Source organism: Enterobacter cloacae complex sp. I1M (genome assembly GCF_014982425.1).
Taxonomy (GTDB): domain Bacteria; phylum Pseudomonadota; class Gammaproteobacteria; order Enterobacterales; family Enterobacteriaceae; genus Enterobacter; species Enterobacter intestinihominis.
On sequence record NZ_JADCLG010000014.1, the window covers coordinates 89207 to 115710 of the forward strand.

Here is a 26504-nt window from a genome sequence, read left to right on the forward strand (position 1 = left end):
ATCTAAAAAACTTACTTATTCCAGAATTATCTCAAAACCTCCCAGCCTCTTTTCAACTTATTTATCCCCCAACACATCGGGTGTACATTAAGCCCAATCGGACCACTGAGATGAGGGCGCATAATTACCTTTAAGTAAGTACCCCATAACGTAGCATCATTCAGATTTAATGTTCTCCTTTATGCCCTTTAACGCAGAGTTAAAAGGCGGCCGTGTTATGCAATGGATTCACGATAAACAAATGGCAAATAGATATGGAAAGATCGCTTAGCTTCACTACGTTATTCTTTTATCGCACCACAATATTATTGTTCCTGCTTTTACTCTTTCCTGTTCTGGTTCAGGCTGATGAATCCGTTTATGAGCATCAGATACAACAGGCACGTAACGGTAATTACGCTCTGTTTCTTGATTACCTACAGCGCTATGAGCAACAGCATGCTTTAACACCTGGACAGGTTGCGGACTGGTTACAGGTAGCCTCCTGGGCAGGACGCGATGATGAGGTTATTCGAGTCTGGCAGCGTTATGGTATTTATATGCCGCTGCCCGCTCGCGCCATCGCTGCTGTCGCCCAGTCCAGAAGAAACCAAAAAGCCTGGCCATCCGCCTTATCGCTGTGGAAAGAGGCGCTCAGCCTTGCGCCGGATAACGACGATTACCGCATCGGCTATGTTAAGACCCTGGCCGATGCCCGCAGAGATCGCCTCGCGCTTTCGGAAGCCCGGCAGCTGGTTAAGGACGATCCTTCTCCCGCGCACCTTGAGACGCTCTCCTATGTCTGGATGCGCCAGGGAAAAAACGGGGACCGGCTGCTGGCGGACATGCGCGCGCTAAACGCCGCACCAGGGAATAACGCCCTTCTTCGCGAGACGATCGATGCGTTAACGGATAACCGGGTAAGCACGCCCGCACTCTGGCTGTCGCAAAGCGCAGCGATGTCCCCCGCGGAGCGTCGCCGCCTTGAGCGTAACGCCGCGGCTGAAAAGGTACGCCTGGCGGATGTGCCTGGCAGAACGGAGAAAGAGCGGCTGCGGCTGGCACAAAACGCATTAGATCGCTATCACGTCCTGCTTTCCCGCTGGCAAAACGAACCGCAGGCGGCTGAAGACATCATCCTTGCCCGTATCGATCGGCTTGGCGCGCTGTATGCGCAGGGTGATTACCGGCAGGTTATTAGCGAATATGAGGCGCTGACGACCGCACAGCATCCGGTGCCGGACTGGGCCATCGGCTGGGTGATCTCTGCATATTTGCAGGAGAAAAACACCGTCGCCGCCTTCTCGCTTGTACAACGCTATCCACACTACGCCTCCGATCCGCAGGATGAGGAGCATGCGCTTTTCTACGCCTGGCTGGATACGGGGCAGTATCAGGCCGCCCGCCGCTACGTTGAGCGCGAGACCCGCAGTGTTCCCTGGACCCGCTACGATTTCGGATCCCCGACCGCTCAGCCGAACGATCGGTGGCTCACCGGACAGTCACTCAAACTTAACTATTTGCTGGCGACCAACGCCCTGCCCGAGGCCGAAAAGCTGTCGTATCGTCTGGCGTCAACGGCGCCGGGAAATCAGGGATTACAGATTGATTATGCCGCCCTGCTTCAGGCCAGGGGCCTGCCGCGCGCGGCCGAGCAAAAGCTTAAACGAGCAGAGGCGCTCGAACCCACGAATCTGGAGCTTGAAAAACAGCAGGCTTACGTCGCAATGGACCTTCAGGAGTGGCGCCAGATGGATTTACTGGCTGATGACGTAATTGCTCGCGCCCCCGCCGATCGCAGCGCCCGCCGCCTGGACAGGCTCAGAGCGGTCCACCATATGTCAGAGCTGCGTCTGAACGCGGGTAAAGGATTGCATTCAGATAACCCCGTCAGCGGTAGCCACGACATGAGCTGGGACGCCACGCTCTATGGCCCACCCGTGGCGGATAACTGGCGGCTATTTGCTGGCGCCCGCTATGCACAGGGGAATTTCGACGAAGGTAAAGGCATCAGCCGCCACCTGTTGGGCGGCGTTGAGTGGCGCCCACGTGACCTCACGCTCGAAGCCGAGCTCTCCAGCAACCGCTATCACGGCACAAACAGGCCGGGTGCACGGCTCTCAACAACCTACAGCCTGAGTGATAACTGGCAGGTCAGCGGTAGCCTCGAGCGCTTATCACGCGCGACACCCTTACGGGCATTACGCAATGGGATCAGCGCCAACCGGGGTGAAGGTGGGGTGCGCTGGTATCAAAACGAGCGACGTGAATACCAGTTCAACGCCGCCGTCAGCCGCTTCTCAGACCACAACCGCCGTCAGGAATACACCCTCTCTGGGAAAGAGCGTCTCTGGCAGACCCCGACCCTGACGCTGGATCTCGAACCGGGGATCGCCGCCAGTAAAAACAGCCTGCGGAATACGCTCTATTACAACCCGGCACGGGATCTGTCCGTGACGGCAGCCCTGTCCGTTGACCATGAGATGTACCGCCACTACGACACCCTCTGGAACCAGCAGTTCGTGGCAGGCGGCGGCAGCTACTGGCAGAAAAATCAGTCGCCTGGCGCCATTACCCTGCTGGGTTACGGGCAACGCATTCAGTGGAACAACGTTGTCGATACTGGCGTGATGCTGAACTGGGATAAACGCCCTTACGACGGCAAACGCGAGAGTAATCTCTCCGTCACGTTAGATGCGACTTTACGCTTTTAAGGATGAATATGCTGAATACACGTTTTTCTGTAAGCCTGATCGTCATCGGCTGGCTCTGCCTCAGCGCGAGTCTCTGCGCGCAGCCGCTCTCCTTTATGGCTCCTGAAGAGAGGCCGCAGCTGGAGGCCAGCAAACCCTGGCCGGAGAATCAGTTTCTGGTCCTGGCCTACCACGACGTCGAAGATGATGCTGCCGATCAGCGCTACCTCTCCGTTCGCACCAGCGCGTTAAACGAGCAGATAAGCTGGCTTTTGCACAACGGCTATCACGCCATCAGCGTGCAGGACATTCTGGATGCGCATGAAGGAAAAAAAACGCTGCCGCCGAAAGCCGTTTTGCTCAGCTTCGACGACGGCTACAGCAGCTTTTACACCCGCGTTTGGCCCCTGCTTCAGGCCTGGAACGTTCCTGCGCTGTGGGCGCCGGTGGGCAGCTGGGTGGATACGCCGGCAAATCAAAAAGTTAACTTCGGCGGTCTGATGACGCCCCGCGATCGGTTCGCGACATGGGACATGGTGCGCGAGTTAAGCCGCTCCCCGCTGGTTGAAATTGGCTCGCATACCTGGGCCTCGCATTACGGCATCCCGGCCAACCCGCAGGGAAGCCGTGAACCCGCTATCGCCAACCGTTTTTTCGATAACGCGACGGGGCATTACGAAACCGATGAACACTTCAACCAGCGGATCGCCGCAGACGTACGGAAAGTCACCGAAAAAATCACCCAGGTGACGGGAAAAGCGCCGCGTGCCTGGGTGTGGCCCTATGGGGCTGCCAACGGTACATCGCTCGCTATCGCCCAGAAACAGGGCTATCAGCTGGCCTTTACCCTGGAGGACGGGCTGGCAAACGTGCGCGACCTCGGCAACATCCCGCGCCTGCTGATTGCCGGAAATCCGTCGATAAAAACCTTTGCCAACACGGTTAGCCGCGTTCAGGAGTTTGACCCGGTGCGCGTCATGCATGTTGATCTCGATTATGTCTACGATCCCGATCCGGCCCAGCAGACGAAAAACATCAACAAACTCGTCCAGCGGGTCTACGACATGAAAATCAGCCATGTGTTTCTCCAGGCGTTTTCGGATCCGCGGGGCGACGGCAGGATCGGCGCGCTCTATTTCCCCAACCGTCGTCTTCCGGTCCGGGCCGATCTTTTTAATTTTGTCGCCTGGCAGCTACAAACCCGCGCGGGAGTGAAAGTCTTTGCGTGGATGCCGGTCCTCTCTTTCGATCTCAGTCCAGCCCTGCCGCGCGTGCAGCGCCGGGATCGTCAAACGGGAGAGTTGACCGTGGCCGCCGAGCCCTACATCCGGCTCTCCCCCTGGAGTCCACAGGTTCGCCAACAGGTGACGGAGATCTATGAAGATCTGGCCCGCTATGCCAGCTTCAACGGGATCTTGTTCCATGACGACGCGGTGCTGACGGACGTTGATGATGCCGGACAGGAGACGACCCGGCAGAAGAGCCAGCAGCTTATCGGCTTTACCCGCACCCTGAGCCAGGCGGTGAAAAACATCCGTGGCCCGCAGATCAAAACCGCGCGCAATATGTTCGCCCTCCCCATTCTGCAGCCCGAAAGCGAAGCGTGGTTTGCGCAAAATCTGGATGATTTTCTGTCGGCCTACGACTGGACGGTGCCGATGGCAATGCCACTGATGGAGTCCGTCCCGGCAGAAGAGAGCAATGCCTGGCTGACGCGTTTAGTCAACGCCGTCGCCGCACGCCCCGGCGCGCTGAATAAAACGATTTTTGAGCTACAGGCCAGGGACTGGGCGCAGAAACCGCAGCGTGCCGTAGCCGATGAACGTCTGGTGGAGTGGATGCAGGTGCTCCAGCTGAACGGCATCAAAAATTACGGTTATTACCCCGACGACTTCCTCAACAACCAACCTGATATTTCGCGTATCAGGCCTGAATTTTCTTCGTACTGGTATCCTGACAATGACTGATCGCATTATCGCCTTCTCTATTTTGTGTCTGGTATTCGGGTTGCCGTTAGGCGTAGCCGCGCTGTTTACCGGCGAACTGATTCTGGACTTTGTCTTTTTCTGGCCGCTGTTTATGTCCGTGCTCTGGGTAACCGGCGGCCTCTATTTCTGGTTTCAGCTTGAACGGCACTGGTCGTGGGATAACGCAACACCCGCGCCCGCCTTAGCCGGTGAACCGTTAATTTCGATTCTTATTCCCTGCTTTAATGAGGAACGCAACGCACGGGAGACCATTAGCGCCGCGCTGGGTCAGCGGTACTGGAATGTTGAGGTTATCGCCATCAACGACGGCTCTTCGGACAATACCGCGCTGGTGCTGCATCAACTGGCGCAGGAGCAGCCGCGCCTGCGGGTGATTAATCTCGCGGAGAATCAGGGGAAAGCCGTGGCGCTCAAGGCTGGTGCGGCGGCGGCCCGGGGCGATCTGCTGGTCTGCATTGACGGCGACGCCCTGCTCGATCGCGATACGGCCGCGTATCTGGTGGCACCGCTGATTCAGTATCCCCACGTTGGGGCCGTCACCGGAAATCCGCGTATTCGCACGCGCTCAACGCTGATTGGTCGTATTCAGGTGGGCGAGTTTTCTTCCATTATTGGTCTTATCAAGCGAACGCAGCGGATCTATGGCCGGGTCTTTACGGTCTCCGGCGTCATCGCCGCCTTTCGCCGACAGGCGCTGGCGGATGTCGGGTACTGGAGCCCGGATATGATCACAGAGGACATTGACATAAGCTGGAAGCTTCAGCTGCGCCACTGGGATATTTTTTTCGAGCCGCGGGCGCTGTGCTGGATCCTGATGCCGGAGACGCTCAAGGGGCTGTGGAAACAGCGTCTGCGCTGGGCTCAGGGCGGTGCAGAGGTGTTTCTGGTTAACCTGCGCAAAATGGCCCGCTGGGAGCATCATCGGATGTGGCCCCTGTTTCTCGAGTACGCGCTATCAACGCTGTGGGCGTTTGCCTATGGAGCGACCGTGGTGTTGTTCATTCTTAGCCATATTATCCCTCTTCCCGCGAACCTGGCCGTTGCGAGTCTGTTTCCCCCGGCGTTTACCGGGCTGCTGCTGGGGGTGATGTGCCTGCTGCAATTCCTCGTCAGTTTGTATATCGAGCGGCGCTACGAGCGGAAAGTGGCAGGCTCGCTGTTCTGGGTGATTTGGTTCCCGATGGTGTACTGGATGATTGGCCTGTTTACCACGCTCGTGGCATTTCCGAAAGTCATGCTTAAACGTAAACGCGCCCGCGCGCGCTGGATCAGTCCGGACCGGGGAAAAGGGAGCATTCAATGAACGAGAATACGTTAATTTTGACTGAACATCGGCTGGCACCGCGTCTTTTCGATGCCGCATTAACGCTGATAGCCTGGGGAGGATTCCTGTTTTTCCTGTATGCCAGGCTGTGGATGCAGTTAACCGAGGAGAGCGATCACCGCTGGAGCGTGATTATCGCCTCTTTTAATACAGTGCTGGTCTATCTGCTGATTGCCGCGTTCAACGGCTGGCTGCTGATCCTGTGGTATCAGTACAATCGCCGCCGCGCGCATGTGAGGCGGCGTCATCCGCAAATGTTGCGCCATGACGAGCTTGCCCAAAGTTTTAACGTCACGCCGCAAATTATGTCCGAGATGAGCCAGTACAACCTGCTGACGGTCTATCATGACCAGATCGGCCGCATCATTGATCTGAAGATCAGCGAGCAGCAGGTCGAGGAAGAAGAGTAATAAAAAGCCCCCGCAGCATACCCTGCGGGGGCTTTTTTATAACAGGGAGACGTTATTTATCCTTCACCACAATCAGCGGTTCAATATCGCTCTCTTTCTTCACCACCAGCGAGTCATCCCCACGCAGACAGGTTCCGCCATAGTTTCCGCCCACGGTAAAGGTGCAGACCTGTATGTATCTGCCGTCAACCTTTGGCAGGCACCATAGCTGCTGGTAGATATTTTTGCGGTCAACAAACTTGCCGCTGGACTGGTCCAGCAGTTGATCCTGGGCGCCGATCAGATCGATATTGCTCCCGCAGCGTCCGGCTATCGGTTTAACGGCATAGCCTGTCCGTTTCAGCAGCGCATTCACCTCAAAATCGGTATCCAGCAGGTAACGGTGGTTCGGGAACAGCTGCCACAGCACCGGCAGGATCGCCTTGTTACCTGGGATCACCGTCCACAGCGGTTCAAAGACCAGCACTTCCGGGCGCAGCAGGACGTCAATCAGGCGCACTTCACCCTTCGGGTGACCGGTACGGATGGGCACGGCGGCGTACTCGGTTTCGCTCACCTCGCGGATCTGCTCGATCGCCGTTTCCCACGCCCAGGTTTTCCATACGCAGTTGACGTGACGGCCTTCATCATCAATCAGTTGCCCGGCGGCATCCCAGCTCAGCGCGCCCAGTCCATGCAGGATTTTGGTTTCAAACCCGGCCTGGATCAGCGAGCGCTGAATAAAGAGCGCGTGGTAATCCTCTTCGATATCGTTGTCCTGCATGATATGGACGAACGGCCGCGCGTGGCTGTGCTTCCAGGCGCCGGTCAGCTCCTCCAGCAAGCCTTCCGCCGGATTGTGGCCGGTGCCGCGATAGCCGTTTTTCACCCACTCTTCAAGAATCAGCCCGCCCTCGGTATGGCAGGAGGCGGAATCCGCGTTGTACTCGTAAACCTTAATGCCGCGCTCATCCATGCAGAAATCCATACGACCGGTGATCATATGGTGACGACGCCACTGCCACGAGAGGCGCAGACGCGGCCAGAGAATTTTCGGGATGTCGAAAAGCGCGAGTAAGCTGTCGTCTTTCAGCACCTTGTCGGTGGCATGAAGGTACATCAGGTGCAGTTCGTTGGTGGCTTTGATCAGCTCCTGCTCGGCACTTTCGGTAATGGTGAAGTACTGGCAGGGATCGTTGTTAATAACGTGGCCGTTCGCGCGAACGTACGCCTGTTGCAGGGCGTCGTTTTCATTGAGCCATTTTCCGTCGAACTGACGGTTGTTCTTCAACCGCGCGCCGCTGATTTTCAGCAGCTCACCGTCGATCTCCGGCTGAGGAATACTGTGTTCCGTCTCCTCCGTCTGGATCATCCAGCCGAGGATCTCGGTATCGCTGAACGTATCATGAAGCGTATAGCAACCGTTCTCAACGCTCAGACGCAGCTCGCGCGTCCACTGCTGCCCCATCGGCAGCGGGGAGTGAATAACGTTCTGCTCGGCAATGCGCACTCTGTCGTCCAGCAACTGGGTGATGACGGCGACGTGGCCGGTCTCTTGAAACTCACCGCCCTTTTGCCAGATGAGCAGCGCACCGGCCTGCGGCGCGCGTTTTGAGCCATTAGCAAAGGCCTGTAGCGGCAGGATGTTGTCATTCACCACCTGGCGTAAAAAACGCAGGGAGAAGATCTCCCACGCCATCCCGACGTCGGTAAAGACAAACCCGTGGTTGAGAAACAGGAAACGGCGCGCAAACTCAACGCACTGCCATTTATGGCCCATGTATTCGTTGCCGATATAGCTGCGGAATTCCGCGTCTTCCGGGTAGTGCCGCGGATCGAGACTGCCGTAATTTGAAGAGTAAATCGCCACGCCACCCGGCGCATAACCTAATAACGTCCCGAAGGGTGCGTCACTGCTTAACGTTCCTTTACGCATGTGTCCAACCTAAAACAGGCAGGCGGCAATTTTTTTGTGGGGTTGTCGTCGTCTGCACGTTGTAATTAACTGACAGAGGTGGCGTTATCATACACCCGCCCTGCCCATTACGCTCGCATCGTTAAACGGTTCCCCTATCTCCTGCTACACTGCCTCAACACAACACCAAAAAGGCAGGCCAACATGTCAGATAACACCTATCAGCCACCGAAAGTGTGGGAATGGAAACAGAATAACGGCGGCGCGTTCGCCAATATCAACCGTCCCGTCTCGGGCGCTACGCACGAGAAAGAGCTGCCTGTGGGCGAGCACCCGCTCCAGCTGTACTCTCTGGGTACGCCGAATGGACAGAAAGTTACCATCATGCTGGAAGAGCTGCTGGCGCTGGGCGTGACGGGCGCGGAATACGACGCATGGTTAATCCGCATCGGTGAGGGCGATCAGTTCTCCAGCGGTTTTGTCGACGTGAACCCGAACTCGAAGATCCCGGCGCTGCGTGACCACTCCACCACCCCGCCGACGCGCGTCTTTGAATCCGGCAATATCCTGCTCTATCTGGCCGAGAAATTTGGTCACTTCCTGCCAAAAGATCCGGCTGGACGTACGGAAACCCTGAACTGGCTGTTCTGGTTACAGGGCGCGGCCCCGTTCCTCGGCGGCGGTTTTGGCCACTTCTATAACTACGCGCCGGTGAAGATTGAGTACGCTATCGATCGCTTCACCATGGAGGCTAAACGCCTGTTCGACGTGCTGGACAAGCAGCTGGGGCGCGGTCGTTATGTAGCGGGTGAGGAATATACCATTGCGGATATGGCAGTCTGGCCATGGTTTGGCTGCGTGGCGCTGGGCAGCGTCTACAACGCCGCCGAATTCCTCGACGCCGGGAAGTACACCAACGTGCAGCGCTGGGCAAAAGATGTGGCGAATCGCCCGGCCGTTAAACGCGGGCGCATTGTTAACCGCACCAACGGCGAGCTGAACGAGCAGCTGCATGAGCGCCATTCAGCGAGCGACTTCGATACCCAGACGGAAGATAAACGTCAGGATTGACCCATGACCGGGCGGTTCGCCGCCCCTCTTCTGCGATGAGAAAAATGAGTCAGCACGCGTGAGCAAGGATCCTCGAATGTCAGACCAGACGCTAAAAGCGACCCGACAGCAGAGCATCATCACCCTGCTGAGTAAAAGCGACTGGCTGACCACTGATGCCCTGGCTGAAAAGCTCTCCGTCAGCAAAGAGACGATCCGCCGGGATCTGAAGTCGTTACAGCAGCAGGGGAAACTTCTGCGCCAGCATGGGCGTGCGCGTCTGATTCACCCGGACAGCCGCGACAGCGGTGAACCCTTTGGCGCACGCCTGAAAAGCCATTATGCCGACAAAGCCGATATTGCCCGACACGCGCTGGGCTGGATCAGCGAAGGGATGACCATCGCCCTCGACGCCAGCTCGACCTGCTTTCATCTGGCGCGCCAGCTTCCGGATATCGAACTCACCGTGTTTACCAATAGCCTGCCTGTCTGCCACGAGATGGCAAAGCGCGAGCGGATCACGCTTATCTGCTCCGGCGGAACGCTTGAGCGTAAGTATCGCTGCTATGTTAATCCGGCGCTGGTGACGCAGCTTAAAGGGCTGGAGATCGATCTGTTTATCTTCTCGTGTGAAGGGGTTGATGAGCATGGCGTCCTTTGGGATCCGTCTGAGCACAACGCGGGCTTTAAGGCGATGCTGTTAAACCGGGCCAGCCAGTCGCTGCTGCTGATCGACAAAAGTAAATTTATGCGGGCAAGCGAAGTGAAAATCGGTCAGCTGTCGCAGGTGACACAGATTATTCAGAGCGATAAATGTCAGGCCGCCAGAGACGGCCTGACGCGATGATGTTACGCGGAGAGACGGAACTTCTGCACTGAGCGCTGGAGTTCTTCGGTCTGCCGTTCCAGTGCGGCCGCGGCGGCGGAAACCTGCTCCACCAGCGAGGCATTCTGCTGGGTCACGCCGTCCATCTGCGTGATGGCTACGCCGACCTGAGAAATACCTTTGCTCTGCTCCTCTGACGCGATGGCGATCTGCTTCATAATGACGGTCACCTCCGTCACGTCGCGCAGGATAGCTTCCATCGTCGTGCCGGTATCGTTCACCAGCTGCGCCCCCTGCTCCACGCGGGCAACGGAATCCGCAATCAGCCCTTCGATCTCTTTTGCCGCATTCGCGCTGCGGCTGGCCAGATTACGCACCTCGCCCGCCACGACCGCAAAACCGCGCCCCTGCTCCCCGGCCCGAGCCGCTTCCACCGCGGCGTTCAGCGCCAGAATATTGGTCTGGAAGGCGATGCTGTTGATAACGGTAGTGATTTCAGCAATTTTCTTCGAGCTGTCCGAAATGCCGCTCATGGTCGTGACCACATCGTCTACCAGCGACCCGCCGCGGCTGGCCGTACTGGAGGCGACATCCGCAAGCTGGCTGGCCTGGCGCGCGCTTTCGGCGTTCAGCTTCACCGTTGCGGTAAGCTGCTCCATGCTGGCCGCGGTCTCTTCCAGCGCAGCGGCCTGCTCTTCGGTACGCGAAGAGAGATCGTTATTCCCGCTGGAGATCTCCGTTGCCCCGCGCCAGATATTCTCGCTGCCGGAACGAATCGTGCTGACCGCCTCCCGCAGGCTGTCCTGCATGGCGCTCAGCAGCGGAACCAGTTGCCCCACGCAGTTGCGGCCAATGGGCTCAATCGGCTGGCTGAGATCGCCCTGCGCAATCTGGCGGAACTGCTGACGGATACGCTCCAGCGGTTTTACCAGCAGCGCCACCAGGTAGCGGTCGGTGAACAGCAGGATCAGCAGACCCACGATCGTGGCGGTGATAATCACCGTCCGGGTCATGCTGGTCAGGCTGTCGACCACAACGCGCGTACTGTCGAGCGCCTTCACCGCAGAATTGTTAAAGTTCTCAACCGCGGCGCCAAACGCGCGGCTTAGCGGCGGCGTAACATTGTTGGCATGCTGACGATAGCCTTCGAGCGTCGCCTGCTTTGCCTGCACCATCTGAGGCGTAACGCCCCGATCGAGCAGCGCCTGCCAGGTGGAAATCACCTGCGCAGAGACCTTTTCATCCATCGGGCCCGGGGAGATAGCTTTCATCTCTGCCAGCTTTTTACTCATGTTATCCAGCGCCTGCTGAGCAGGAGCCAGGTCCGGCGTGCCGCCCGCTGCTTTAGCTTCCATCGCCCGGCTCAGGCGGGTGACGAAACGGAAATACTGATCGTTGCCCTGGCTCAGCACCGTCATTTGCCTGACCAGCTGGCGGTCAACGTCATTACCATCAGAAACACGAGACAGAGACCAGGTGCTGTAAAGCCCCACGCCTGCCCACATGACACAAAAGATCCCCAGTACCGTCAGCATGACGAAACGGATGGTGAAATTACGAAGCATCTTCATTGAGTATTCCTTGCCGTGAGGGTGAATTCGCCCAGAGGCGAGTACTACCCTCGTTATCGGCAGGGACAGGGGAAAAGATAACCCTTTGTGATGATTTATTTAAGCAGGGCTTATCATTCCAGATATTTTTTAAACCAGCTTAACGTTCTCGACCAGGCCAGCTCGGCTGCGGGCTGGTCATAGCGTGGGGTAGAATCGTTGTGAAATCCATGGTTTACGCCGGGGTAGATATACGCTTCATAAACCTTATTATTTGATTTCAGCGCGGCTTCATAGGCAGGCCAGCCCTCGTTAATATTTTTGTCCAGCTCGGCATAATGAAGCAGGAGCGGCGCGCTAATTTTTGGCACATCCTCCACCCGAGGCTGACGACCATAGAAGGGCACCGCACAGTCGAGTTCCGGATACGCTACGGCGGCGGCATTCGATACGCCGCCGCCATAGCAAAAACCGGTAATCCCCACCTTACCGGTGGCTTCCGGATGATTTTTCATAAACTCTATGGCGGCAAAAAAGTCGTTCATCAGCCTTGTCGGGTCGACCTTCTGCTGCAAAACCTTTCCTTCGTCGTCGTTGCCGGGGTATCCCCCCACCGAGCTCAGGCCGTCGGGAGCCAGCGCGATATACCCCGCTTTCGCCACGCGTCGTGCCACGTCTTCAATATACGGATTCAGCCCCCGGTTCTCATGCACGACCACTACCGCGGGCGTTTTCGCGGTGGCTTTGGCCGGCTTCACCAGGTAACCGCGCACTTCGCCGTGACCATTGGGCGAGGGATAAGTGATGTATTCCGGAAGAATATCGGGATCGGTGAATTTAACCTGCTCCGCGAGGGCGTAGTTGGGTTTAAGCATATTAAACAGCATCAGCGCCGTTACGCCGCCTGCGGCATAGCGCGCCGCGAGATTCAGAAATTCGCGTTTGCTGATTTTACCGTGGGCGTAATAGTCATAGTAATCAAGCAGCTCTTGCGGAAAATCTTTGGCAGTCAGGCGCGTCATCGCTTATCTCCATGATTTATGATTTGATAAGCTTAGAATAAAAACGCTGTTTCGAAAATTCACCGATAAGAAAGGAGACATCATGTCCTGGCACCCTTACACCGGCCGATACGAAAACATGCAGTACCGATACTGCGGCAAAAGCGGCCTGCGCTTACCGGCGCTGTCGCTGGGTCTGTGGCACAGCTTTGGCCACGTTCAGGCGCTCGATTCCCAGCGCGCGCTGCTGCGTAAGGCCTTCGATCTCGGCATTACCCATTTTGACCTTGCCAACAACTACGGCCCCCCTCCAGGCAGCGCTGAAGAAAATTTTGGCCGCCTGCTGCGAGAAGATTTTGCCGGGTATCGCGACGAGCTGATCATCTCCACCAAAGCGGGCTACGACATGTGGCCAGGACCGTATGGTTCGGGTGGTTCACGTAAGTATCTGCTCGCCAGCCTCGACCAGAGCCTGAAACGCATGGGCGTGGAGTATGTGGATATTTTCTATTCTCACCGCGTAGACGAAAACACGCCGATGGAAGAGACCGCCGCCGCGTTGGCACACGCGGTGCAGAGCGGAAAAGCGCTGTACGTCGGCATTTCGTCCTACTCCACGGAACGCACGACGGTGATGGCCGAATTGCTGCGCGAGTGGAAGATCCCGCTTTTGATCCACCAGCCGTCTTACAACCTGCTTAACCGCTGGGTCGACAAGACTGGTCTGCTGGACGCGCTGGAGAAAAACGGAACGGGCTGTATCGCCTTTACCCCGCTGGCGCAGGGCCTGCTGACCGGAAAATACCTGAACGGTATTCCGGACGGTTCACGTATGCAGCGCGAAGGGAAAAAAGTGCGCGGCCTGACGGAGAAAATGCTGACGGAAGCCAACCTGAGCAGCCTTCGTCTGCTGAACGAGATGGCGCATGCGCGCGGGCAGACGATGGCGCAGATGGCGCTAAGCTGGCTGTTGAAAGATACACGTGTAACGTCAGTGCTCATCGGCGCGAGCCGCCCGGAGCAACTGGAAGAGAACGTTCAGGCGCTGAATAACCTGTGCTTTACCGAAGATGAACTGACGCGGATTGACCAGCACGTGGCGGATGGTGAGCTGAATTTGTGGCAGGCGTCGTCGGATAAATAAATAGTGCGGTCCGATGCTTTCGCCCCTCACCCTAACCCTCTCCCCAGAGGGGAGAGGGAACTTGAACACCCTCTGGGGAGAGGGCAGGGTGAGGGGCCTGGTAAATTTATTTCTTACTGATCTTATCCAGATACCCCATCACAAACGCCGACAGTACAAACGTCAGGTGGATAATCACATACCACATCAGCTTATTATCCGGGACGTTTTTAGCATCCATAAAGACACGTAACAGGTGAATAGACGAAATCGCCACAATCGACGCCGCGACTTTATTTTTCAGCGATGAGGCGTCCATTTTCCCCAGCCAGTTGAGCTTTTCTTTGTGCTCGGCGATATCAAGCTGAGAGACGAAATTCTCATAACCGGAAAACATCACCATCACCAGTAATCCTCCTACCAGCGTCATATCCACCAGCGACAGCAGAACCAGAATCAAATCGGCTTCTGCCACGGAGAAAATGTTTGGCAGGACGTGGAATATCTCCTGGAAGAACTTGATCGTCAGGGCGACCAGCGCCAGAGAGAGACCAAAATAGACGGGTGCGAGCAGCCAGCGAGAGGCATACATTGCGTTTTCAAAGAAGCGTTCCATAAAATCCTGTCTGCAAACGAAACCAGCGCTCAGTATATCTCAACTATACCTCGTTGGGATCCACATCCGGACGCGCATACTCCGGCCAGACCAGTGCGACCAGTTCCGGGTAGGCTTCCAGGCTAAACTCGCGAAAACACTGGCGCAGATTTAATACGTCTAAATCGGAATACGACACCTTCTCGCCATTCAGACAGCGCTTTTTGATATTGTCGTAATATTTATAGACCGCCGAATTAAGGTCGCTACAGCGGCGCTGCGCGTCGAACAGGCCGGGCGTATCATTAATTTCGGCCATTTTCATTCGCTTAATTGTCGCATGGAGAAAATCGATATATTCGTGATTCACCCGCCAGTACCAGACTGGCGTCACGGCGTTCATCAAGACGGAGAAATGATCTTCCCCCTCCTCTTTGGACATCAATTCAGGCTGCGGTGGTTCACTGGCGTCATTTGACACTTTCGTTTTATTGAACTCTTGCATCAATAAAAGCACGCCAGCGGTCAGTAATAGTAACGTTACGACCGTGAAGAAAATGCTGTTCATGGGTAGGCTCCATTTTTTTTGATTTTAAAATTGCCTCATGATATTGTCAACGAATCTCACCCTTTTTCCAACCCCACCCTTTTGAAATTAAAGGAAATTAAAATGCTGCCCGACAATCTTGTCCCGGCAAAGTACCACATTACGCCTGTGGAACAGCCTTCGACGGAAGCAGATAAAGAGGCGAATTTCACTCAAGGAAAAAGAAAACTCTCCGACTATGAAGCCGATATATTAATTGGTGTTTCACGCACCGGCAAATCCCGTAATATGGTGCTGGAAGAGCACGATCGCCATTTAAAAGAACGGTTATTTCGTGCCATCAAGATTGAAACCTTAGTTCATCTGCTAAATGATTTACAGGCCGAAGGGGAAATAGATGCCCAGGCTCTAAGTCAAATAATGGCCGAGAAAACACAGCAAATAAATGAAGCTGGCAATGAAATTTGGCTTAACTTAATTACGCGTGAAAAAAACAATCCCATTTTTTATAACCTGGGGGATGATTAACGTGAATGATGATAGCGGTAATAACGTTTATTTGACTTTAGATGATAAGAAAAGCGATGAATTTATCTTAAAGCAGAATCTCGACGCCCTGAAAAAGATAAAAAATGACGAGATGACGCGAATAACGCAGGACTTGGTTTCGATTCCGGCCACGCTGGTGCGCCTGAAATGGCAGAACCGTCGGGAAATTTATGCCTTGCAGGCCAAAGAGGAGATTTACGGCGCGGTGATGAACGCTATTATTGAGCTGCGCCCTGAGCTTAAAGAGAAGATCCTTGGGCGACTGGAGACGAACTATCAGTACCTGCTGGCACGCGAGACAGCCACCCTGCGCCTGACCCGTAAACTCTCGGAAGGCAACTATCGCACATCAAACGTCACCTGCGTGGCGCTCGATGAAGAGGCGTCAACAACATCTTCTAACTGCTGACAACGTGGTTCGCCCGGCGGCGCTAGCCTGAGATTGTAGGCCGGGTAAGGCGAAGCCGCCACCCGGCACGGAAGGCGGCTTCGCCTTCGTTTTACTTCGCGGCCGCTTTCTCTTCGCCGACCAGGCCAATCTTCAGGTATCCCGCCTGATGCAGCGTGTCCATTACCTTCATCATGGTTTCATAATCGACGGTTTTATCCGCGCGGAAGAAGACGGTGGTGTCTTTCTTGCCGCCGGTCAGCTGGTCCAGCGCCGGAATAACCGAGGCATCCGTCACCGGATCGTTGCCCAGGAACATGGACTTATCGGCCTTCACGGACAGGTAGACAGGCTTTTCCGGACGCGGCTGCGGCTGGCTGGAGGACGCAGGCAGATTCACCTTCACGTCCACCGTCGCCAGCGGCGCGGCAACCATAAAGATAATCAGCAGAACCAGCATGACGTCGATAAACGGCGTCACGTTGATCTCATGCATTTCACCGTTATCGTCCAGATTTTCATTAAGACGCATTGCCATACAATCAACCTACGCGCAGTTTGGACGCCGCATGCACCGGTTTAACGGCGCTGGCGTTCAGGTCCAGATCGCGGCTTTGCAGCAGCAGAACCTGCGCGGCAACGTCACCCAGTGTGGCTTTGTAACTGCCAATCATGCGCGCGAAGATGTTATAGATAACTACCGCAGGGATAGCGGCAACCAGACCGATAGCCGTTGCCAGCAGCGCTTCTGCGATACCCGGCGCGACGACCGCAAGGTTAGTGGTCTGCGTCTGGGCGATACCGATAAAGCTATTCATGATGCCCCAGACGGTACCGAACAGGCCGACGAACGGGGAGATAGCGCCGATAGTCGCCAGGTAGCCGTTACCGCGGCCCATATGACGACCCACGGCCGCAACGCGACGCTCCAGACGGAAGCCGGTACGCTCTTTAATGCCTTCGTTATCTTCACTGCCTGCGGAGAGTTCCAGCTCGTTCTGCGCTTCGTTCACTAACAGGGTAGTCAGGCTTTTCGCATGGAAGGATGAGGTGATATCAGAAGCCTGATCCAGAGAGCGGGCTTCCGCCAGCTGCTTCTGCTCACGCTTGAGGCGGCGTTTTTGTGAAAGAAGTTCGGCGCTCTTGCTGAAGAAGATAGCCCAGGTGATCACGGACGCCAGAATCAGGCCGATCATCACAACCTTAACGACGATGTCAGCATGTTGATACATGCCCCAAACGGAGAGATCCGTCTGCATCAAATTATTACCCACTCTGTATCTCCAGGACGCAAATCACACAATCTGAACGTAATAATATCAAAACGTCGTCGAATTGATAGTAGTTCTCATTAGTATTTACATAGTGCCGTAATTTTCGCTCACTTTCCTTGCGCTTACGCAGTAAAAATTTCTTATGCGAATATTTGATAATATTTTCTGCTTATTCGATAAGCATCCGGATGCACATTCTGACAATCGTGGTAGTCTGGACGTCCAGACGTATAAAAATAGGGTTAGCGAACATGACTAAAAAGCAGCTTGAGACCACGCTGGTGCAGGCAGGACGCAGTAAAAAATACACCCAGGGCTCGGTCAACAGCGTGATCCAGCGAGCCTCCTCGCTGGTGTTTGATACCGTCGAAGATAAAAAAATCGCCACGCGTAATCGCGCGAAGGGCGGGCTGTTTTACGGTCGCCGTGGCACGTTAACCCATTTCTCGTTGCAGGAAGCCATGTGCGAACTGGAGGGCGGCGCGGGCTGCGCGCTGTTCCCGTGCGGTGCTGCGGCGGTCGCCAATACCATTCTGGCGTTTGTTGAACAGGGTGACCACATCCTGATGACCAATACCGCCTACGAGCCAAGCCAGGACTTCTGCACCAAAATACTCAGCAAGCTCGGCGTCACCACCAGCTGGTTCGATCCGCTGATTGGGGCCGGTATTGCCGGGCTTATTCAGCCCAACACGCGCGTTGTGTTCCTGGAATCTCCCGGCTCCATCACCATGGAAGTGCATGATGTCCCGGCCATCGTGAAGGCGGTGCGCAGCATAGCGCCGGAAGCGATCATCATGATCGACAACACCTGGGCGGCAGGTGTGCTGTTTAAAGCCCTGGAATTTGACATCGATATCTCCATTCAGGCGGCGACCAAATACCTGATTGGCCACTCAGACGGCATGATCGGTACGGCGGTATCTAATGCCCGCTGCTGGGAGCAATTGCGTGAAAACGCCTACCTGATGGGCCAGATGGTGGATGCCGATACCGCCTACATGACCAGCCGGGGCATCCGTACGCTCGGCGTGCGTCTGCGTCAGCATCACGAAAGCAGCCTGCAAATTGCTCAGTGGCTGGCGCTGCATCCGCAGGTGGAGCGCGTTAACCATCCGGCGCTGCCGGGCAGCAAGGGCCACGAATACTGGCAACGTGACTTTACGGGCAGCAGCGGGTTGTTCTCATTTGTTCTTAAGAAGCGCCTGAATGACGCCGAGCTGGCAAGCTATCTGGATAACTTTACCCTCTTCAGCATGGCCTATTCATGGGGTGGGTTTGAATCGTTGATCCTGCCCAATCAGCCGGAGCAGATTGCGGCCCTGCGCCCGGGCGGCGAGGTGGACTTCGAGGGGACCTTAATCCGCCTGCATATCGGGCTGGAAAATGTGGACGATTTAATTGCGGATTTATCGGCAGGATTTGAGCGCATCGTGTAAAGTGCTGGCTGACATGTACTCCCTGGACGCTATTCTGAACACCGCAAGCAGAAAAGTCTGTATGAGATGCGCCTGCGATCAACCCCGACAGGCAAAATTGGGAGTACAATAGCGTTATATCTGCTGTTCCACAGGAAAGTCCATGGCTGTTATTCAAAATATCATCACGGCGCTCTGGCAACACGATTTTGCCGCGCTGGCGGACCCACATGTCGTCGGGATTGTCTATTTCGTGATGTTCGCGACGCTGTTTCTGGAAAATGGATTACTGCCAGCCTCATTTTTACCCGGTGACAGCCTGCTCCTGCTCGCAGGGGCGTTAATCGGCAAGGGCGTGATGGACTTCGCACCGACAATGGTGATCCTCACCTCTGCGGCCAGTCTCGGCTGTTGGCTGAGCTACCTGCAAGGGCGCTGGCTTGGAAACACCCGCGTGGTGAAAGGCTGGCTGGCGCAGCTGCCGCATAAATATCATCAGCGCGCGACCTGCATGTTTGACCGTCACGGCCTGCTGGCGTTGCTTGCCGGGCGTTTTCTGGCGTTCGTTCGCACCCTGTTGCCTACCATGGCGGGTATTTCAGGCCTCTCTAACCGCCGCTTCCAGTTCTTCAACTGGCTGAGCGCCCTGCTCTGGGTGGGCGTGGTTACCACGCTCGGCTACGCGCTGAATATGATCCCCTTTGTTAAGCGCCATGAAGACCAGGTGATGACCTTCCTGATGATCCTGCCGATTTTCCTGCTGGTTGCAGGGCTGGTGGGTACCATTGCGGTGGTGATCAAGAAAAAGTATTGCAGCGCATAAATAAAAGCCGGGTGGCGCTACCGCTTACCCGGCCTCCGTTTCCCCTCACGCTCCCTGCATGGTTCTGATACGTGACGCATCTTCCCCCGGCGTGACGCCGAAGTAACGCTTAAACTCCCGACTAAACTGCGACGCGCTTTCATACCCGACCCGCATCGCCGCGGCGCTGGCCTTCATGCCATCGTGGATCATCAGCATCCGCGCCTTATGCAGACGGTAGGTTTTGAGGTACTGCAACGGCGACGTGCTGGTGACGGATTTAAAGTTATGGTGAAACGCCGAGACGCTCATATTGGCTTCCGCCGCCAGCTGATCAACGCTGAGGTTTTCCGTGTACTGGCTCTCGATGCGCTTCAGCACGCGGCTAATCAGGCTGAAGTGCGTTTGCCGGCTTACCAGCGCCAGCAGCGCCCCGCCGCCCGGTCCCAGCAGCACATGGTAAAGAATTTCGCGGATAATCTGCTTTCCGAGAATACGCGCATCCAGAGGCCTTTCCATCACGTCTAACAGGCGTTCAATCGCGCAGAGAATTTCCTCCGATAAGGTCGCGGAGTTGATACCGCTTGCCGCCATCGACGGCCGGAAAAGTTCGTCCTCCCCAATCTCCATCAGCAACTCCTGCAACTGGAGAATGTCGACGTTGACGCGGATCCCGGCCAGCGGTACCTCCTCTGTCGCGAAAGTTTCACATTCGAAGGGTAAAGGTACAGTCAGAAGCAGATATTCATTGGTGTCGTAACGGAACACGCGCTCATTGATATAGCCAATCTTATGGCCAGAAAAGAGAAACACGATGCCGGGCTGATACATCACCGGGGTGCGCGTTCCGGGCTGGGTACCGTAGAGCAATCGGATATCCGGCAACAGCTCAGCCGAATCATTTCCGTTATCTATCAGTCTTTTAATCTGCGACGTTAGCTGGCGGCAGATGGCATCACGGTTCATTTTCAGTTACTCCGGGTACGGTTTCCGACGCTAACAGTGTGCGCATTTTCTTACCGTTTCTCCAGAGCGCTGTAGAAATGGGCAAGACATCGGCAGGAATGTGCATTGAGAGGATAGCGCCTGCCCGCCACAATGTGCAGCATCAGGTTGCCTTCTGCGCCACCACGATTTTTTACCCACTACAGGGAACAAGCCATGAACAACTTTAATCTTCACACCCCAACCCGCATTCTGTTTGGTAAAGACGCTATCGCTGACCTGCGCGCGCAAATCCCGACGGACGCCCGCGTCCTGATTACCTACGGCGGCGGCAGCGTGAAAAAAACCGGCGTACTGGATCAGGTTTACAGCGCTCTGGAAGGGCTGGACGTACGCGAGTTCGGCGGTATCGAGCCTAACCCGTCTTATGAAACGCTGATGAACGCGGTAAAAATCGCCCGTGAGGAGCAGATCACTTTCCTGCTGGCGGTGGGCGGCGGTTCCGTGCTGGACGGCACCAAATTCATCGCGGCGGCAGCGCATTACGCTGACGGCATCGACCCGTGGCATATTCTGGAAACGGGCGGCAGCGACATCAGCAGTGCGATCCCGATGGGCTCCGTGCTGACGCTGCCGGCCACCGGCTCTGAGTCCAACAAAGGCGCGGTCATCTCCCGTAAAACCACCGGTGACAAGCAGGCCTTTATGAACGAACACGTTCAGCCCGTGTTCGCGATCCTCGATCCGGTTTACACCTATACCCTGCCTGCGCGTCAGGTGGCGAACGGCGTGGTCGACGCCTTTGTTCACACCGTTGAGCAGTACGTCACTTACCCGGTGAACGCCAAAATTCAGGATCGTTTCGCGGAAGGCATTCTGCTGACGCTGATTGAAGAAGGTCCGAAAGCGCTGAAAGAGCCTGAAAACTATGACGTGCGTGCTAACGTTATGTGGGCTGCAACACAGGCACTGAATGGCCTTATCGGTGCAGGCGTGCCACAGGACTGGGCTACCCATATGCTCGGCCACGAGCTGACGGCGATGCACGGCCTGGATCACGCCCAGACGCTGGCGGTGGTTCTGCCTGCGCTGTGGAATGAAAAACGTGACGCTAAACGCGCCAAACTGCTCCAGTACGCCGAACGCGTGTGGAACATCACCGAGGGTTCCGACGATGCGCGTATTGATGCCGCAATTGAAGCCACCCGTCACTTCTTTGAAAGCCTGGGCGTGCCAACGCGTCTCTCTGACTACGGCCTGGACGGCAGCTCCATCCCTGCCCTGCTGGCGAAGCTGGAAGCACACGGTATGACGCAGATCGGCGAGCACGGCGACATCACCCTGGACGTCAGCCGTCGTATTTACGAAGCGGCACGCTAAGCGTTTTTAGGATCCTGACTTTCGTTTTTTGACATTTCGTCCAGACTTAATGCACATCACATCGTCGGAGGTTCCCTCCGGCGATGAGCACCTGAAGGAGGAAAAATGGCAAACCAAACCGTAATCAAGCTACAGGACGGCAACGTGATGCCCCAGCTGGGGCTAGGTGTATGGAAAGCCGGTAACGACGAGGTCGTCTCCGCCATTCATAAAGCCCTGGAAGTCGGCTATCGGTCCATTGATACCGCCGCCGCCTATAAAAACGAGGACGGCGTGGGGACCGCGCTTGCCAGCGCTGGCATTCCCCGCGATGAGTTATTCATCACCACCAAGCTGTGGAACGACGATCAAAAGCGTCCACGCGAAGCGTTACAGGAGAGCCTGGAGAAACTCCAGCTCGATTTCGTCGATCTTTATCTCATGCACTGGCCGGTACCGGCTATCGACCATTACGTTGATGCCTGGAAAGGGATGATTGAGCTGCAAAAAGAGGGGCTGATAAAAAGCATCGGCGTCTGTAATTTTCAGGTTCATCACCTGCAACGCCTGATTGATGAAACGGGCGTCGCGCCGGTGATTAACCAGATTGAGCTACACCCGCTGATGCAGCAGCGCCAGCTTCATTCGTGGAACGCCACGCACAAGATCCAGACCGAATCCTGGAGCCCGCTGGCTCAGGGCGGCGAAGGGGTGTTTGACCAGAAAATCATTCGTGAACTGGCGGATAAGTACGGCAAAACGCCGGCGCAGATCGTCATTCGCTGGCATTTGGATAGCGGTCTGGTGGTGATCCCGAAATCGGTCACGCCATCGCGTATCGCCGAGAACTTCGACGTCTGGGATTTCCGCCTGGATAAAGACGAGCTGGGTGAGATTGCGAAGCTGGATCAGGGCAAGCGGCTTGGGCCGGACCCGGATCAGTTCGGCGGGTAGTTTCCCCTCACCCTAACCCTCTCCCACAGGGAGAGGGAATGCTTTCCACCCTCTCCCTGTGGGAGAGGGCCGGGGTGAGGGCATCATCGTTATCCGATCTTACGTTTTCCCGTTTTTTTCGTCCCCGAAGCCCCACCGTTCGAACGCTGATGCACAATTGGCGTGTGCTTGGTCAGCGCCGGGCGCGTATTGCGGTTCTGGCGGCGCGCTTCGCGCATCTCTTCCAGCGTTGGCGCAGGCACCAGGCAATCACGACGCGAGCCGATCAGGTGCTTTTTCCCCATCTCTTCCAGCGCCTGACGGATCAGCGGCCAGTTTTTCGGGTCGTGATAGCGCAGCAGCGCTTTGTGCAGACGGCGCTGTTTATCCCCTTTCGGCACCACCACGTCTTCGCTCTTATAACCAATCTTACTTAGCGGGTTTTTGCCGGTGTAATACATGGTCGTCGAGTTAGCGAGCGGCGACGGGTAGAAGTTCTGCACCTGATCCAGACGGAATCGACGCTGCTTCAGCCACAGCGCCAGGTTCACCATGTCTTCATCACGGGTGCCGGGGTGCGCGGAGATGAAGTATGGGATCAGATACTGCTCTTTCCCCGCCTGTTTTGAAAAGGTATCAAACAGCTGTTTAAAGCGGTCATAGCTGCCCATGCCTGGCTTCATCATTTTGGACAGCGGGCCTTCTTCGGTGTGCTCCGGGGCGATCTTCAGATAACCGCCAACGTGGTGCGTCGCCAGCTCTTTGATGTAGCGCGGATCTTCCACCGCAATGTCATAACGCACGCCGGAGGCGATCAGGATCTTCTTGATGCCTTTCAGGTCACGGGCGCGACGGTAAAGGTTGATCGTCGGCTCGTGGTTGGTGTCCATATGCTCGCAAATGCTCGGATAGACGCAGGAGAGACGACGACAGGTCTGCTCAGCGCGCGGCGATTTGCAGCGCAGCATGTACATGTTAGCCGTTGGACCACCCAAATCGGAGATTACGCCGGTAAAGCCCGGGACCGTGTCGCGAATCGCTTCGATCTCGTTAACAATCGACTCTTCGGAACGGCTCTGAATAATACGACCTTCGTGTTCGGTGATCGAACAGAAGGAGCACCCGCCGAAGCAGCCGCGCATGATGTTGACCGAGAAGCGGATCATCTCGTACGCCGGAATACGGCTGTTGCCATATGACGGATGCGGCACACGCTTGTACGGCAGGGCAAAAACGCTGTCCATCTCTTCGGTAGAGAGCGGGATCGCCGGCGGGTTAACCCAGATATAACGCTCGCCGTGCTTTTGCATCAACGCGCGGGCACAGCCCGGGTTGGTTTCATGGTGCAGAATACGGGAGGCGTGTGCGTAGAGCACCTTGTCAGCTTTGACCTTCTCATATGACGGCAGCAGCACATAGGTCTTTTCCCACGGCTTCGGACGCGGCGGCTGCACCACCACGGCCTTTGCTTCCGCTTTCTTCGGCTCAACTGGTTTGTTATCCGCGCACGGCAGATCGTCACCGTACGGATGCGGGATAGGGTCGATTTTGCCCGGCATATCGATAATGCGGGAATCCACCCCGCTCCAGCCCGGCAGCGCCTCTTTCACCATGATCGCGGTGTTGCGCACGTCGCGGATCTCGCTGACCGCTTCACCCTGCGCCAGGCGATGCGCCACTTCCACCAGCGGACGCTCGCCGTTGCCGAAGATCAGCATGTCGGCTTTCGAATCCACCAGCACCGAACGGCGCACGGTGTCAGACCAGTAGTCGTAGTGCGCGGTGCGGCGCAGGCTCGCCTCGATGCCGCCCAGGATCACCGGCACGTCTTTCCATGCTTCTTTGCATCGCTGGGTGTAGACGAGGGTCGCGCGATCGGGACGTTTACCCGCCACGTTATCTGCCGTATAAGCGTCGTCATGGCGCAGCTTACGGTCCGCGGTATAGCGGTTGATCATCGAGTCCATGTTGCCCGCGGTCACGCCAAAGAACAGGTTAGGTTTACCCAGACGCATAAAGTCGTCTTTGCTGTTCCAGTCAGGCTGAGAAATAATCCCCACGCGGAAACCCTGAGCTTCCAGCATACGGCCGCAGATCGCCATGCCAAAGCTCGGGTGATCGACATACGCATCACCCGTCACCAGAATGATATCGCAGCTGTCCCAGCCCAGTTGATCCATCTCTTCCCGGGACATCGGCAGGAACGGCGCCGGTCCAAAGCAGGCTGCCCAGTACTGGGGCCAGGAGAAGAGGTCGCGATCCGGCTGGATCAGGGAAATTGCGCTCATAATGCTTCCGAAGAAAAAATAGACAAAAGGAGCGGGATTATACGCTGGTTTATCGGGGGAAATGAAGGGGTATTTATTGCCCGGTGACGCTACGCTTACCGGGCCTACGGGCCTGTAGGTCGGGTAAGGCGAAGCCGCCACCCGACTCGTTTTACGGTGCCGGATTCACCAGCATCTGCCCTACCGACCCCCTGTCCATCATCTCCAGCGTCTGGCTGTGGAACAGGAACGGGAAGTGCGGCCATGACGGCTGTCCATAGTAGACGAGCAGTTCTACCTGCCCATCCACCCAGACGGTGTCTTTCCAGCCCCTGTCTTCCGGGAACGGCATCGCCCCGTTGACGTTGCGGATCAGGAATGACACCCCTTCAATATGGAACGACTGCGGCATCTCCGAGCGGACGGTCCAGCGCTCCCAGGTTCCCTGCTGGGCGGTGATATCAATACGGTTTACGTCCCACAGCGCGCCGTTGATGCCCGGATCGTCGCCAAGGCTGATATCGCGACTGCGTACTGCAGGGCCGGTCACAATTTCCTGCGGCAGCAGGCGCATCGGCAGACTGTCGGTCACCAGCGGCAACAGGCCGGTCGGGCGCAGCGTCAGCACCAGCGTGGAGACCAGAACGCTCGACGGTTCAAAGAAGCCGCGTATGCGGTCAACAATGCTTGCCGCTTCGCCGCAGGTCACGGACACTTCATCCCCGTTGGTCATATCCACGAGGATTTCACGACGTTCGCCCGGCGCAAGCGCCAGCTGTTTCACCGACACCGGCGCAGGTAATAACCCCTGATCGCCTGAAATCACATGCAGGGCACGGCCGTCGCTCATTTGCAGCAGGTAGCGGCGCGAGTTAGAGGCATTCAACAGACGCAGGCGCACCCAGCCACGAGACACTTCGACATACGGGCTTTGCGCGCCGTTAACCAGCAGCGTATCGCCCACAAAGCCACCGCTGCCCGGCTCGCTGTACTCCGGCGTACCGAAATTATCCAGACGCTTGTCCTGAATAATGATCGGGAAATCATCAACACCGTAGTGATTCGGGATCGGCAGCGTTTTACTGACCTCATCTTCAATCAGCCACATCCCGGCCAGGCCGTTATAGACCTGCTGGGCGGTGCGGTTCGGGGTGTTGGCGTGATACCACAATGTCGCCGCGCTCTGACGAATCGGGAGGACGGGCGCCCAGTCGGCATTCGGCGACATCATGCGCGCCGCGCCGCCCATCAGCGGCCCCGGCACCTGCAACCCACTGACGGTCATTGCGACATTTTCCGTCGTCCGGTTACTGTAGATGAGCTTGACGTCATCCCCATTCCACACGCGAATGGTCGGCCCGAGGTAGCGTCCGTTAATGCCCCATACCTGCGCGCGCGTTCCCTGGGTAAAGGACCAGTGGCTACGCTGAAGCGTGAGGAATAGCGGCTGTCCGCGACGGGATTCAATCAACGGCGGAATAGGCAGCGGCTGTTGCTGCCCGGCGGCGCTGGCTGTCCGCGGCATCGCACCCGCACAAAGGGCGATACCCGAAGCCTGAATAAACTGACGCCGACTGAGTGACATATAA

23 protein-coding genes are annotated in these 26504 nt (G+C 56.4%); 13 read left to right on the forward strand and 10 right to left on the reverse strand.

Annotated elements, in window-relative coordinates; genetic code table 11:
- The first annotated feature begins 254 nt into the window (after window positions 1–254).
- The 4 genes from pgaA to pgaD are packed head-to-tail and all read left to right on the forward strand — an operon-like array spanning window position 255 to window position 6394.
- Window positions 255–2693 (forward strand): poly-beta-1,6 N-acetyl-D-glucosamine export porin PgaA, encoded by a 2439-nt coding sequence (gene pgaA / locus INF86_RS09500; RefSeq protein ID WP_193543457.1) that lies wholly within the window; start codon window positions 255–257, stop codon window positions 2691–2693.
- Window positions 2694–2701: 8 nt separating this feature from the next.
- Complete coding sequence (pgaB, locus tag INF86_RS09505) at window positions 2702–4639, forward strand: poly-beta-1,6-N-acetyl-D-glucosamine N-deacetylase PgaB (protein ID WP_193543458.1); 1938 nt, start codon at window positions 2702–2704, stop codon at window positions 4637–4639.
- Window positions 4632–5963: a poly-beta-1,6-N-acetyl-D-glucosamine synthase gene (gene pgaC, locus INF86_RS09510; RefSeq protein ID WP_063850063.1), complete on the forward strand. Its 1332-nt coding sequence runs from the start codon at window positions 4632–4634 to the stop codon at window positions 5961–5963. Before pgaB ends, pgaC begins: the two co-directional genes overlap by 8 nt.
- A complete protein-coding gene (gene pgaD / locus INF86_RS09515) occupies window positions 5960–6394 on the forward strand; it encodes a poly-beta-1,6-N-acetyl-D-glucosamine biosynthesis protein PgaD (protein ID WP_063163591.1) in 435 nt (144 codons plus the stop codon). The genes pgaC and pgaD overlap by 4 nt, the downstream gene beginning before the upstream one ends.
- A 52-nt stretch (window positions 6395–6446) precedes the next feature.
- Here the strand turns inward: pgaD and gss are convergent, their stop codons facing one another.
- Window positions 6447–8309 carry a bifunctional glutathionylspermidine amidase/synthase gene (gss, locus tag INF86_RS09520; RefSeq protein WP_022649388.1) on the reverse strand — a complete coding sequence of 621 codons (1863 nt, stop codon included), beginning with the start codon at window positions 8307–8309 and terminating at the stop codon, window positions 6447–6449.
- Between the two features lie 183 nt (window positions 8310–8492).
- On the opposite strand from gss, the gene yghU reads away from it, so the two are divergent.
- Together yghU and fucR are read left to right on the forward strand one after the other, a co-directional pair.
- A complete protein-coding gene (gene yghU / locus INF86_RS09525; protein WP_023306934.1) occupies window positions 8493–9359 on the forward strand; it encodes a glutathione-dependent disulfide-bond oxidoreductase in 867 nt (288 codons plus the stop codon).
- Between the two features lie 76 nt (window positions 9360–9435).
- Window positions 9436–10185, forward strand: a complete 750-nt coding sequence (fucR, locus tag INF86_RS09530) for an L-fucose operon activator (protein WP_046618801.1) — start codon at window positions 9436–9438, stop codon at window positions 10183–10185.
- 2 nt (window positions 10186–10187) lie between these two features.
- On the opposite strand, the gene INF86_RS09535 is transcribed toward fucR, so the two are convergent.
- On the reverse strand, window positions 10188–11735 hold the full coding sequence (locus INF86_RS09535; RefSeq protein WP_038416726.1) for a methyl-accepting chemotaxis protein: 1548 nt from the start codon (window positions 11733–11735) through the stop codon (window positions 10188–10190).
- A 113-nt stretch (window positions 11736–11848) separates the two neighbouring features.
- Entirely contained in the window at window positions 11849–12736 is an 888-nt protein-coding gene (yghX, locus tag INF86_RS09540; protein ID WP_023306936.1) for a YghX family hydrolase, read from the reverse strand.
- Between the two features lie 82 nt (window positions 12737–12818).
- Between yghX and INF86_RS09545 the strand changes: the two genes are divergently transcribed.
- A complete protein-coding gene (locus INF86_RS09545; RefSeq protein WP_063147393.1) occupies window positions 12819–13859 on the forward strand; it encodes an aldo/keto reductase in 1041 nt (346 codons plus the stop codon).
- A 106-nt stretch (window positions 13860–13965) separates the two neighbouring features.
- Here INF86_RS09545 and INF86_RS09550 read toward each other — a convergent pair whose 3' ends face one another.
- Window positions 13966–14454: a TIGR00645 family protein gene (locus tag INF86_RS09550; RefSeq protein ID WP_006811956.1), complete on the reverse strand. Its 489-nt coding sequence runs from the start codon at window positions 14452–14454 to the stop codon at window positions 13966–13968.
- A gap of 43 nt (window positions 14455–14497) precedes the next feature.
- Window positions 14498–15001 carry an ESA_00282 family adhesion-associated protein gene (locus tag INF86_RS09555; protein WP_023298598.1) on the reverse strand — a complete coding sequence of 168 codons (504 nt, stop codon included), beginning with the start codon at window positions 14999–15001 and terminating at the stop codon, window positions 14498–14500.
- 102 nt (window positions 15002–15103) lie between these two features.
- Here INF86_RS09555 and INF86_RS09560 point away from each other — a divergent pair, with 102 nt between their 5' ends.
- A complete protein-coding gene (locus tag INF86_RS09560) occupies window positions 15104–15508 on the forward strand; it encodes a hypothetical protein (RefSeq protein ID WP_193543459.1) in 405 nt (134 codons plus the stop codon).
- Window positions 15501–15938, forward strand: a complete 438-nt coding sequence (locus tag INF86_RS09565; protein WP_023298600.1) for a hypothetical protein — start codon at window positions 15501–15503, stop codon at window positions 15936–15938. The genes INF86_RS09560 and INF86_RS09565 overlap by 8 nt, the downstream gene beginning before the upstream one ends.
- A gap of 91 nt (window positions 15939–16029) precedes the next feature.
- Here INF86_RS09565 and exbD read toward each other — a convergent pair whose 3' ends face one another.
- A complete protein-coding gene (exbD, locus tag INF86_RS09570) occupies window positions 16030–16455 on the reverse strand; it encodes a TonB system transport protein ExbD (protein WP_023298601.1) in 426 nt (141 codons plus the stop codon).
- Between the two features lie 4 nt (window positions 16456–16459).
- Window positions 16460–17191 carry a tol-pal system-associated acyl-CoA thioesterase gene (exbB, locus tag INF86_RS09575; protein ID WP_023298602.1) on the reverse strand — a complete coding sequence of 244 codons (732 nt, stop codon included), beginning with the start codon at window positions 17189–17191 and terminating at the stop codon, window positions 16460–16462.
- Window positions 17192–17442: 251 nt separating this feature from the next.
- On the opposite strand from exbB, the gene metC reads away from it, so the two are divergent.
- Both metC and yghB read left to right on the forward strand, forming a co-directional pair.
- Entirely contained in the window at window positions 17443–18630 is a 1188-nt protein-coding gene (metC, locus tag INF86_RS09580; protein WP_023306940.1) for a cystathionine beta-lyase, read from the forward strand.
- A 142-nt stretch (window positions 18631–18772) separates the two neighbouring features.
- Window positions 18773–19432, forward strand: coding sequence for a DedA family general envelope maintenance protein YghB (gene yghB / locus INF86_RS09585; protein WP_015571869.1), 660 nt, complete (start codon window positions 18773–18775; stop codon window positions 19430–19432).
- Between the two features lie 45 nt (window positions 19433–19477).
- Here yghB and INF86_RS09590 read toward each other — a convergent pair whose 3' ends face one another.
- Window positions 19478–20377: an AraC family transcriptional regulator gene (locus INF86_RS09590; protein WP_017382749.1), complete on the reverse strand. Its 900-nt coding sequence runs from the start codon at window positions 20375–20377 to the stop codon at window positions 19478–19480.
- Window positions 20378–20572: 195 nt separating this feature from the next.
- Between INF86_RS09590 and yqhD the strand changes: the two genes are divergently transcribed.
- A complete protein-coding gene (gene yqhD / locus INF86_RS09595) occupies window positions 20573–21736 on the forward strand; it encodes an alcohol dehydrogenase (RefSeq protein WP_023330190.1) in 1164 nt (387 codons plus the stop codon).
- A gap of 105 nt (window positions 21737–21841) precedes the next feature.
- Window positions 21842–22669 (forward strand): 2,5-didehydrogluconate reductase DkgA, encoded by an 828-nt coding sequence (dkgA, locus tag INF86_RS09600; RefSeq protein WP_023306942.1) that lies wholly within the window; start codon window positions 21842–21844, stop codon window positions 22667–22669.
- 89 nt (window positions 22670–22758) lie between these two features.
- Here the strand turns inward: dkgA and INF86_RS09605 are convergent, their stop codons facing one another.
- Both INF86_RS09605 and ftsP read right to left on the reverse strand, forming a co-directional pair.
- Complete coding sequence (locus tag INF86_RS09605) at window positions 22759–24936, reverse strand: YgiQ family radical SAM protein (RefSeq protein WP_046618810.1); 2178 nt, start codon at window positions 24934–24936, stop codon at window positions 22759–22761.
- Window positions 24937–25087: 151 nt separating this feature from the next.
- Window positions 25088–26500, reverse strand: a complete 1413-nt coding sequence (ftsP, locus tag INF86_RS09610) for a cell division protein FtsP (RefSeq protein WP_023298607.1) — start codon at window positions 26498–26500, stop codon at window positions 25088–25090.
- Window positions 26501–26504 lie beyond the last annotated feature (4 nt).

Coding starts and splice junctions, on each gene's coding strand:
- yqhD (WP_023330190.1), top strand. CDS start 20,573: ATGAACAACTTTAATCTTCACACCCCAACCCGCATTCTGTTTGGTAAA.
- INF86_RS09550 (WP_006811956.1), bottom strand. CDS start 14,454: ATGGAACGCTTCTTTGAAAACGCAATGTATGCCTCTCGCTGGCTGCTC.
- pgaD (WP_063163591.1), top strand. CDS start 5,960: ATGAACGAGAATACGTTAATTTTGACTGAACATCGGCTGGCACCGCGT.
- pgaC (WP_063850063.1), top strand. CDS start 4,632: ATGACTGATCGCATTATCGCCTTCTCTATTTTGTGTCTGGTATTCGGG.
- pgaB (WP_193543458.1), top strand. CDS start 2,702: ATGCTGAATACACGTTTTTCTGTAAGCCTGATCGTCATCGGCTGGCTC.
- yghX (WP_023306936.1), bottom strand. CDS start 12,736: ATGACGCGCCTGACTGCCAAAGATTTTCCGCAAGAGCTGCTTGATTAC.
- INF86_RS09605 (WP_046618810.1), bottom strand. CDS start 24,936: ATGAGCGCAATTTCCCTGATCCAGCCGGATCGCGACCTCTTCTCCTGG.
- gss (WP_022649388.1), bottom strand. CDS start 8,309: ATGCGTAAAGGAACGTTAAGCAGTGACGCACCCTTCGGGACGTTATTA.
- ftsP (WP_023298607.1), bottom strand. CDS start 26,500: ATGTCACTCAGTCGGCGTCAGTTTATTCAGGCTTCGGGTATCGCCCTT.
- exbD (WP_023298601.1), bottom strand. CDS start 16,455: ATGGCAATGCGTCTTAATGAAAATCTGGACGATAACGGTGAAATGCAT.
- INF86_RS09560 (WP_193543459.1), top strand. CDS start 15,104: ATGCTGCCCGACAATCTTGTCCCGGCAAAGTACCACATTACGCCTGTG.
- yghB (WP_015571869.1), top strand. CDS start 18,773: ATGGCTGTTATTCAAAATATCATCACGGCGCTCTGGCAACACGATTTT.
- metC (WP_023306940.1), top strand. CDS start 17,443: ATGACTAAAAAGCAGCTTGAGACCACGCTGGTGCAGGCAGGACGCAGT.
- pgaA (WP_193543457.1), top strand. CDS start 255: ATGGAAAGATCGCTTAGCTTCACTACGTTATTCTTTTATCGCACCACA.
- INF86_RS09555 (WP_023298598.1), bottom strand. CDS start 15,001: ATGAACAGCATTTTCTTCACGGTCGTAACGTTACTATTACTGACCGCT.
- INF86_RS09590 (WP_017382749.1), bottom strand. CDS start 20,377: ATGAACCGTGATGCCATCTGCCGCCAGCTAACGTCGCAGATTAAAAGA.
- INF86_RS09565 (WP_023298600.1), top strand. CDS start 15,501: ATGATTAACGTGAATGATGATAGCGGTAATAACGTTTATTTGACTTTA.
- dkgA (WP_023306942.1), top strand. CDS start 21,842: ATGGCAAACCAAACCGTAATCAAGCTACAGGACGGCAACGTGATGCCC.
- fucR (WP_046618801.1), top strand. CDS start 9,436: ATGTCAGACCAGACGCTAAAAGCGACCCGACAGCAGAGCATCATCACC.
- INF86_RS09535 (WP_038416726.1), bottom strand. CDS start 11,735: ATGAAGATGCTTCGTAATTTCACCATCCGTTTCGTCATGCTGACGGTA.
- yghU (WP_023306934.1), top strand. CDS start 8,493: ATGTCAGATAACACCTATCAGCCACCGAAAGTGTGGGAATGGAAACAG.
- INF86_RS09545 (WP_063147393.1), top strand. CDS start 12,819: ATGTCCTGGCACCCTTACACCGGCCGATACGAAAACATGCAGTACCGA.